Raw genomic sequence first — 8,220 nt, 5'->3', positions numbered from 1 at the left:
TTTCTCTTAGACGATGGGACTTTAACCCATATCTATCACATCCGTTCAGGTTACATACGGTTTTCTCTCCGTCCTCGCCTGGGAAGCGCTACCTCTTTATTTTTCTAAAGTTTCGTACTTCCAACGAATCGCACTTTTATTAGTCCTTTGGGCTTCCCGTTTCACAGGCTTCTGCCATTGGTTAATTTCATAGTTTATCTGTACCACAATACAGCCTCGATTTAAAGCGATCGCGCTTTTGATCTTTAAGTAAGTCTTAAACATATTTTTTGATAGTTATTTTTGTTACTCATTAATAAACTTTCCTAATTAACCTCAGTTCGGGTTAAGGCAATTTAAGGGTTATGAAAGCTAATCGCTAATCGCTAATCGCTTCTTAAAAATTCCCGGAAAATAACAGTTTGGCAGCGAAAGAAAACACAAGCCTTTCAGCTTATCCCGAATTCAGGTTAATTAAACTAGTAAATTAAATCTGAATATTCATAAATAGCGAATAATTTAACCAACGCTAAATAGATATAGAAAATATTAATAATTTAATTATGGCTTCAACTAACAAGATTTCTTTTCTGCCTAGTTTTTTCAATCCCGAGCAAGTAGAAAAAGTTTATCGTGTTCTCTATCAACAAAGAGCCATAGCAGCGGAAGCCTAGGCGCATCAATACTCGATTAAACCAGCGTTTACCGACAAAAAAAAAGATTGGTTTGTTATTAATTGATGTCCAAAACACTTTCTGTCTGCCTGACTTTGAACTGTTTGTTGGGGGAAAGTCGGGAATGGCTGCAATAGAAGACAATATCAGGCTGTGTCAATCTATCTACCGTCATTTAGGCTTAATTACTGAAATTATTCCTACGATGGATAGCCATACTGCAATGCAGATTTTTCATCCGATTTTTTGGGTAAATAATGCAGGACAACATCCTGAACCAGCGACAATAATTAGTCTCAAAGAAGTACAACAGGGAACATGAAAAGTAAATTCGGCCATCGCTCAGGGCCATTACCAATGGTGATACTCATCAGCTAGAACAACACGTTCTATATTATGTTCAAAAGCTGAGTAATGATGGTAAATATCCTCTAACTATTTGGCCGTATCATTCGATGCTAGGCGGTATCGGTCATGCACTGGTTTCAGCAGTGGAAGAAGCAATATTTTTTCATAGTATTGTTAGGAAAAGCCCGACAAGGTTTGAACTCAAAGGTAATAATCCGCTAACAGAAAACTATTCCGTCTTAAGTCCCGAAGTTTTAAATACTACGGGAAATCAAACTATTGCCCAGAAAAATACTAGTTTGATTCAAAAATTAATTGATTTTGATGCGGTATTTATTGCCGGGCAAGCTAAAAGTCATTGCGTAGCTTGGACAGTTGAGAATTTACTGATGGAAATTAACAGTATAAATCCCGATCTTGCACAGAAAATTTATCTTTTAGAAGACTGTATGTCACCAGTTGTTATACCTGTAATTGTCGACTTTACGGCTCACGCGGATGAAGCTTTTGAGAAATTTGCGGCGGCTGGGATGAACTTAGTCAACGTTACACCGCCGCTTGCCCGTGCATGATTTGCCAATCGCGGATTCACGGATAAACCGCACTCCGCCCTTCGGTCTCGGAGTGGTATGCTTTAGGACTAACTTCGTGTCGCACCCATCGCATTGGGGTGTGAAACGACGGAGACGGCACGGACCGTTGGTCAAATCAACAGATGCTATTGGAGCAATTCATTAAAATTGTTTGGACTTGAGCGATCGCATCTTCTACAGTCTGGGCGTAAAATAGCTGTGGTGAGGCGAAACTAGCAAAAAACTGGCGGGTTAATTCAATTTGGTTTAACAAGATTACTGGCTTATGGTTTTTAAGAGCCAAAGTAATCTCAGAAGCAGTCCCTAAACCCATGCCACAGGCAATCACTACGTTTGAAGATAAAACATTAATATTATTTCTAGCATTGCCCATGTCGGTAACGATCGCAATATCAACCGCATCAGATATCCCAACGGTGCTGTTGCTTGGTAAAACTCCGATAACCAAGCCATTGCTAGCTTTTGCCCCACGACTTGCTGCATCCATTACTCCTGAATTTCTGCCGCCAGTAAGCAGCGCCCAGTTATTCTCGGCGATCGCGCTTCCCAATCGCTCGGCCAACTCGAGATCTTCGGCAGTGGCTAAATCTCCCGCACCCATAACTCCGATTATGGTTTTAGTCATAGTAATCTTTGACTTAGAGCTTCAAATCAAGGTAGAAATTCGCGCAATTAAGCTACTTTAACTTGATTAAGTAGTATATTCAGCGTTAATCTCAACATATTTATAAGTCAAGTCGCAACCCCAGGCGGTGCTTTTACCAGGGCCGACACCAATATTGACCGAGATTAATACGGTGTCTGTTTTTAGATACTCACCTGCTGCCGCTTGCTCGAGGTAATTACTAGCTGCATTGCGGTCAAATTCTTGGGGTTGTCCATTACGCATCAAGATAATCTCCCCTAACTTGATATTTAATTCGTCCTGATAAAATTTGACACCTGCTCTACCTGCTGCTGCTGCAATTCTGCCCCAGTTAGGATCGCGCCCAAACACAGCCGACTTAACTAAAGATGAGCCAACGATGGTTTTTGCTACCTGAGAAGCAGCTCGAGCGTCGGGTGCGCCCGACACCTGTACTTCAATTAAACAAGTTGCCCCTTCCCCATCACGAGCGATCGCTTTGGCTAAATATTGACAAACTTCAGTCAACATTGCCTCTAGCTTTTGGGAATTTTGACTTTGCTCTGTAATTGCGGTGGTGCGAGACTGTCCATTAGCCAAGGCAAGGACGCAATCATTAGTACTGGTGTCGCCATCAACCGTAATCTGATTAAAACTTTGATCGACAGCTCGCTTCAACATCTCATGCCACAAACCAGTTGATACGGCGGCATCACAGGTAATAAATCCGAGCATTGTTGCCATATTTGGCGCAATCATTCCCGAACCTTTAGCGATCCCCCCAATACGTACAGGACGACCTTCAATAGTAGTTTCTAACGCAATTTCTTTAGTTACTAAATCGGTGGTAATGATCGCCTTAGCTGCGTCTGCTCCTCCATTCTCACTTGCTGCTCTAACCAGAGGAAGAATTGCCTGACTCAACTGCTCCATTTTAATTCTTTTGCCAATTACTCCCGTAGAAGCAAGAAGCACAGCATCAGGGGAAATATTTAACTGTTGACCTAACAGTTTGGCACTCTCTTGGGCATCCTCCCATCCTAGCTCTCCTGTAGCTGCGTTGGCTTGTCCTGCATTACATAAGATAGCTCTGGCACTAGATTTAGCCTGAAGACGTTGCCGACAATAATCAACGCAAGCAGCACGTACCTGAGAAGTAGTAAACACCCCTGCTGCGATCGCCTCTGTTTGAGACAGAATTAACGCCAGGTCTTTCGCGCCAGCCGTAGATTTCAGCCCTGCGGATATTCCTGCTGCAATAAATCCTTTTGGTGCAGTTATGCCACCGCTAACTACCTGCCAGTCTGTCATTATATATTCAATTATTTAAGATTTGCTTCAAAGCTGATTATAGCAATAGCAATAACCCTTATTTTAAGTAGTTTTAAGCTTCAGCTTTACGACCTTGTGGTAAATTGGCTTTTAGCGTCAATAACTAAGTTAATTGACGAATATATCGGTTTTGATGAAATTTAACCATCAAACGTAAGGGGGAAAGTTCAGTGAAAATCTGGCACTGTCCCGCAACTGTAAAGAATTTGCTGTATGCAATCTCTGTAGTCAGAATGCCCGCCGATGCTACCAAAGTTAGCTATTTTTAAATCTGCGAGGTACAGATTATGCTAGTTGCGCGATCCATCAGTTACAATTCATTCACGCTACAAATTTCTGGATTTTCTCAATATTCACGCTCAACTAGTCGAAACTATTGCAGTTAAAAATCGGCTTTTTTTAGGCTTTTTTTAATTGTGATAGTGGCACTTATTCGGCATATAGTGCCTCACTCCTAGTGTAAATAACTAATTTAGGTACTGTTTTATCTTGTTTGTCGAGGGAATGATTGACAGTAGCTGTTAGTTTTGTCTGGTTTAAAACAAAATATGGTAATTATGAACAAGAATAAAGCGATCGCCTTAGTTGGTTTTTCCAGTGTCTTATTGGTCTTTGCCCTATTGATTAATGCGTCTCCCGCTCTAGCCCATCATCCCACTGGGGGCAAAATTCCTAGCACTTTTAGTCAAGGATTTATCTCTGGCTTGGGTCATCCTGTAATTGGTATCGACCATCTCGTATTTGTAGTTGCTATTGGCTTACTGGCTGCCTTAAGCAAAAAGCTCGGCATGATTATTCCCACAGCATTTGTCGTAGCTACGGCTATGGGTACAGCAATTCATTTACAAAGCGTCGATTTACCTGCTCCAGAACTAGTTATTTCTGCTTCGGTACTAGTTATTGGCATCTTCCTGGCTAGAGAGAATCAGACGAATTTGGCTTTATTATCGGTGATTGGTGCGCTCGCCGGGATCTTTCACGGCTATGCCTATGGCGAATCTATCGTCGGGGCTCAGAATACGGCTTTAGGAGCATACCTGTTGGGATTTTGCTCAATTCAATTAGCGATTAGCGCGATCGCTTTCTATCTTGGCAAGTGGGTAATTAATCAGCCTGACAAGTCTTTCTTACTTCGCTTTGCTGGATTTACGATCTGCGGCATCGGTTTTGCCTTCCTTTCCCAGACAATTTTAGGTTAAATTTTTTCATGAGTTTTTAATCAGTTTTCAATAGATAAAAATGCACAAAATACCCGTTACCGTAATTTCAGGATTTCTGGGCGCTGGCAAGACAACTTTAGTGCGCCATTTATTACAAAACAATCAAGGTAGACGCATTGCCGTTTTGGTTAATGAGTTTGGCGAAGTAGGCATTGATGGCGATTTGTTGCGATCGTGTCAGGTTTGTGACGAAGAATCAAGTCCAGTTAACAACATTGTGGAATTGACTAACGGCTGTCTCTGCTGCACAGTTCAAGAAGAATTTTATCCCACCATGCAAGAATTGCTCAAACGTCGGGATAAAATTGACTGTCTTTTAATTGAAACTTCAGGTTTAGCCTTACCCAAGCCGTTGATTCAGGCTTTTCGTTGGCCAGCAATTCGTAATAGTGCCACCGTAGACGGAGTAGTAACTGTAGTTGATTGTCACGCTTTGGCAACAGGAAACTTAGTCGGAAATTTAGCTGCCTTGGAGTCCCAAAGACAATCCGATCCTAGCTTAGATCATGAAACTCCGATTGAAGAACTATTTGAAGATCAGTTGGCCTGTGCCGATCTAGTGCTGTTGACTAAAGTCGATTTGGTAGATGCCGAGACATTAAATAAAATTAAGACTTGGTTAAAACAAGAATTGCCGTCTGGGGTCAAAATTATTTCCGTGAAGGAGGGAAAGATCGATCCTAACCTGTTGTTGGGTTTTAATGCTGCGGTAGAAGATGACTTAGATAATCGTCATTCCCACCACGATCACGAAAGCGAACACGAACACGATGAAGAAATTAATTCAATTGAACTTGTTTTAGATCGAGCTTTTGAACCGCAAATTTTACTCCAACAGCTAAAAGAACTCTTAACCAAGCAAGAAATATATCGCGTTAAAGGCTTTGTTAATGTGCCAAACAAGCCAATGCGATTAGTTTTACAGGGGGTAGGCAATCGCTTTGATACCTTTTACGATCGCCTGTGGACAGCAAATGAATCTCGGCAGACTCGTCTGGTATTGATTGGACATAATCTAAACCGCCAGCTAATTGAAGCAAGCATTATTCAGCTTCAAGCTAAGGCTTGATCGATTTTAGTATCAAATCCTCAAGCTGAGCTTAATAGTTTTGAGAAATCTGAATTGAGGCGGATTTCTCTCTCTACTAGAAATTTGAGTAAAAACAACTACACGAGCGAAGTTAGCCCCCCAGTTACAGTTATGTAAATTTACGGTAAAATTTGCCTAGTTAAAACAGATAAGCTAGTTTAGATCGAACAATATTCGCTAAAATTAGCATGGAGTAGGCTTGTAGTGTACTTTATTAATGGCTCGTAATATCTCAGAAAATACTATGAAGATTAAATACTTAGTTGGTATGCTGGCAGGATTGAGTGTTGCAATTGGCAGCGCGATCGTCCCCTCAGCTACAGCAGAAACTAAAACCAACAATACCTATTATTGCGCTCAACTCAACAACAGTTGGAATACATTTGTTAATACTCCTAGAGGAAGAGTGACTCTAATTAATTGGGCAAATCAATTTGCTCCCGACTGGACTCCTCAAAAAAGATGCTCGGCAGTGTCTGGAAGATTTCAGAATTTTCTCGATCAGGGTAATTTGAAGTTTATTCGCACGGGGAATGTAAATCAACAGCCAGTACTATGCGTTGCTAATGCTCGCGGTGGTAGCTGTCCTGATGAAAATGTCTTAATTACTCTTAAGCCAGGAACAGATCCTGAAGGAGTATTAATTAAACTCGTAGATTTCCGCCGTAGCGTTAGTGGTCAAACTTTGACTCTAAGTGCTGATGATCCTGGTTTTTATTCTGATGGCGAGTTCTATGTTGATATGGACAAATTCCTCGACACAGTTCCCGTAAACAATTAGAAATCTAGCCAAGAAAAAACTTAGATTAAAGATAGTGAATGAAATGGCTACCCAATAAAGGGTCACAAAATCAGGACATACACAGAAAAAACTATATCAACCGTTTGATCTTGAACTCAACGTCCCAGGTAACAAAACTGATGATTTGTCTAGTTGGCACTGGGATGTTTTTGTCTGGAGATGCTTCTAAAGTGAAGTTAAAAACTTTTGCTTCAGTTTCTCCTCAAAAACTATCACCAAAAATCAACCAGATTGCCTCGGAAATTAGCGTTAAAATTTCAGATGGGGATTTTCTCGGTTCTGGCTTCGTCGTCCAGCAAGCAGGAAAACAATATATTGTTATCACTAACCAGCACGTTTTAAGAGCAGGCAAAGCTCCTTATAAAATCACCACTTATGATGGAAAAACCTATTCCGCAGAAGTTATTTCTAAGTTAAATAACACCGATTCTAAATACGATTTGGCATTTTTAAGGTTTGAAGCCGATGCTATTTATCCGACGGCAAAAATCGGCAATTCTATTTATTTGGAAGTAGGAGAACCTATATTTGCCGCTGGTTTTCCCTCTGATAAACTAGAGCAACCAACTGCTGATATTTTTGCTCAATCAAATCTCAATACATCTAGAGGTTTGACCCTTGAATTAGGTAGGGTTGCCATTATTTTGAATCAAGCCTTAGAAGAAGGCTATCAAATTGGCTATACCAACAATGTCAAAAAGGGCATGAGTGGAGGTCCTTTGCTGAATTCTCAAGGAGAGGTAGTAGGAGTAAATGGAAAACACGCTTATCCTTTATGGGATTCTCCAGAGGTTTATCAAGATGGTTCGGAACTATGCCCAGCTTTACAAGAGTTAATTAATCGCTCTAGCCTAGCGATTCCGATTGAAAAGAGTATTGAATTAAACCCTCAGTTAGAATCACTAAGAATCAAATCCGTTCCCAAAGTTGTTAGTGAGTTTAGCCCAACATCTAAAAATTCTCAATTAGTTGTTAAAATGCAGGCGGAAGCCGAAGCAACAACTCGTAGCTGCCAAGATGATTATCATCAGCCAAAAGATTCTATCGATCGCCGCAATTCAGAAAGTATTCTTTATCAATAGATCTTAAAGCCTGAGTTTTTCTGATAACCATCCTTTCAAGCGATAAATCAGCGTACCAATGTATTTTTTTAAAGCTTGAGTGGTGTAATCGAGGCTTTGTGCATTGCGAATAAAACTGAGAATTCTGGACTCAACACTAAAGCAATTTTCAATTAAGTTGCGATCGCTAATCATAAAATCTGCTGGGGCGGGAATAGCCTTAATGCCTTGTTTACTAAAAATCCCTAGCAATCTAGGCATATGTGCAGCGGAAGTAACCAGTAAAATTTGTTTGGTGAATACCGCATTTTCATAAGTGGTTAAAGATTTAGATTCCAAAATCATGGCACTACGGGGAATGCCCATTAATTCTAGGATAGTAGCCAGACTCTCCGCCTCAGAAGATTCACCACCAGTCCATTGAATCCGTTCACCAGTAAGAATAATTTTGGGCGCTGCACCATCCTTATATAGTTCTACTCCATACAAATCTACG

The 8,220-nt window shown here is 40.7% G+C and carries 10 protein-coding genes and 1 riboswitch; of the genes, 6 read left to right on the top strand and 4 right to left on the bottom strand.

The window, feature by feature from the left end:
• Positions 1-96: 96 nt before the first annotated feature.
• Positions 97-264, bottom strand: coding sequence for a hypothetical protein (locus V6C71_03625; protein ID HEY9767581.1), 168 nt, complete (start codon positions 262-264; stop codon positions 97-99).
• Between the two features lie 441 nt (positions 265-705).
• Here V6C71_03625 and V6C71_03620 point away from each other — a divergent pair, with 441 nt between their 5' ends.
• On the top strand, positions 706-975 hold the full coding sequence (locus V6C71_03620) for a hypothetical protein (protein HEY9767580.1): 270 nt from the start codon (positions 706-708) through the stop codon (positions 973-975).
• Between the two features lie 133 nt (positions 976-1,108).
• Positions 1,109-1,573 (top strand): hypothetical protein, encoded by a 465-nt coding sequence (locus V6C71_03615; GenBank protein HEY9767579.1) that lies wholly within the window; start codon positions 1,109-1,111, stop codon positions 1,571-1,573.
• 136 nt (positions 1,574-1,709) lie between these two features.
• Here V6C71_03615 and V6C71_03610 read toward each other — a convergent pair whose 3' ends face one another.
• Together V6C71_03610 and argJ are read right to left on the bottom strand one after the other, a co-directional pair.
• Positions 1,710-2,219, bottom strand: a complete 510-nt coding sequence (locus V6C71_03610) for a cytochrome (protein ID HEY9767578.1) — start codon at positions 2,217-2,219, stop codon at positions 1,710-1,712.
• Positions 2,220-2,285: 66 nt separating this feature from the next.
• Complete coding sequence (argJ, locus tag V6C71_03605; protein HEY9767577.1) at positions 2,286-3,530, bottom strand: bifunctional ornithine acetyltransferase/N-acetylglutamate synthase; 1,245 nt, start codon at positions 3,528-3,530, stop codon at positions 2,286-2,288.
• Positions 3,531-3,659: 129 nt separating this feature from the next.
• Positions 3,660-3,811, top strand: a riboswitch (cobalamin riboswitch).
• Between the two features lie 297 nt (positions 3,812-4,108).
• Here argJ and V6C71_03600 point away from each other — a divergent pair.
• The 4 genes from V6C71_03600 to V6C71_03585 all read left to right on the top strand — a co-directional run bounded on the left by V6C71_03600 (position 4,109) and on the right by V6C71_03585 (position 7,745).
• Positions 4,109-4,750 carry a HupE/UreJ family protein gene (locus V6C71_03600; GenBank protein ID HEY9767576.1) on the top strand — a complete coding sequence of 214 codons (642 nt, stop codon included), beginning with the start codon at positions 4,109-4,111 and terminating at the stop codon, positions 4,748-4,750.
• 40 nt (positions 4,751-4,790) lie between these two features.
• Positions 4,791-5,840: a cobalamin biosynthesis protein CobW gene (gene cobW, locus V6C71_03595; GenBank protein HEY9767575.1), complete on the top strand. Its 1,050-nt coding sequence runs from the start codon at positions 4,791-4,793 to the stop codon at positions 5,838-5,840.
• A 265-nt stretch (positions 5,841-6,105) separates the two neighbouring features.
• Positions 6,106-6,642, top strand: coding sequence for a COP23 domain-containing protein (locus V6C71_03590; GenBank protein HEY9767574.1), 537 nt, complete (start codon positions 6,106-6,108; stop codon positions 6,640-6,642).
• A gap of 38 nt (positions 6,643-6,680) precedes the next feature.
• Entirely contained in the window at positions 6,681-7,745 is a 1,065-nt protein-coding gene (locus V6C71_03585) for a serine protease (GenBank protein HEY9767573.1), read from the top strand.
• 3 nt (positions 7,746-7,748) lie between these two features.
• On the opposite strand, the gene V6C71_03580 is transcribed toward V6C71_03585, so the two are convergent.
• Complete coding sequence (locus V6C71_03580; protein ID HEY9767572.1) at positions 7,749-8,213, bottom strand: YdcF family protein; 465 nt, start codon at positions 8,211-8,213, stop codon at positions 7,749-7,751.
• Between the last annotated feature and the right edge of the window lie 7 nt (positions 8,214-8,220).

This window comes from Coleofasciculaceae cyanobacterium (assembly GCA_036703275.1).
Taxonomy (GTDB): domain Bacteria; phylum Cyanobacteriota; class Cyanobacteriia; order Cyanobacteriales; family Xenococcaceae; genus Waterburya.
Note: the sequence above shows the minus strand (reverse complement) of the source record. Positions and strands in the feature narration are given on the sequence as shown.

Coding starts and splice junctions, on each gene's coding strand:
- V6C71_03585 (HEY9767573.1), top strand. CDS start 6,681: ATGAAATGGCTACCCAATAAAGGGTCACAAAATCAGGACATACACAGA.
- V6C71_03610 (HEY9767578.1), bottom strand. CDS start 2,219: ATGACTAAAACCATAATCGGAGTTATGGGTGCGGGAGATTTAGCCACT.
- V6C71_03600 (HEY9767576.1), top strand. CDS start 4,109: ATGAACAAGAATAAAGCGATCGCCTTAGTTGGTTTTTCCAGTGTCTTA.
- V6C71_03615 (HEY9767579.1), top strand. CDS start 1,109: ATGCTAGGCGGTATCGGTCATGCACTGGTTTCAGCAGTGGAAGAAGCA.
- cobW (HEY9767575.1), top strand. CDS start 4,791: ATGCACAAAATACCCGTTACCGTAATTTCAGGATTTCTGGGCGCTGGC.
- V6C71_03625 (HEY9767581.1), bottom strand. CDS start 264: ATGTTTAAGACTTACTTAAAGATCAAAAGCGCGATCGCTTTAAATCGA.
- argJ (HEY9767577.1), bottom strand. CDS start 3,530: ATGACAGACTGGCAGGTAGTTAGCGGTGGCATAACTGCACCAAAAGGA.
- V6C71_03590 (HEY9767574.1), top strand. CDS start 6,106: ATGAAGATTAAATACTTAGTTGGTATGCTGGCAGGATTGAGTGTTGCA.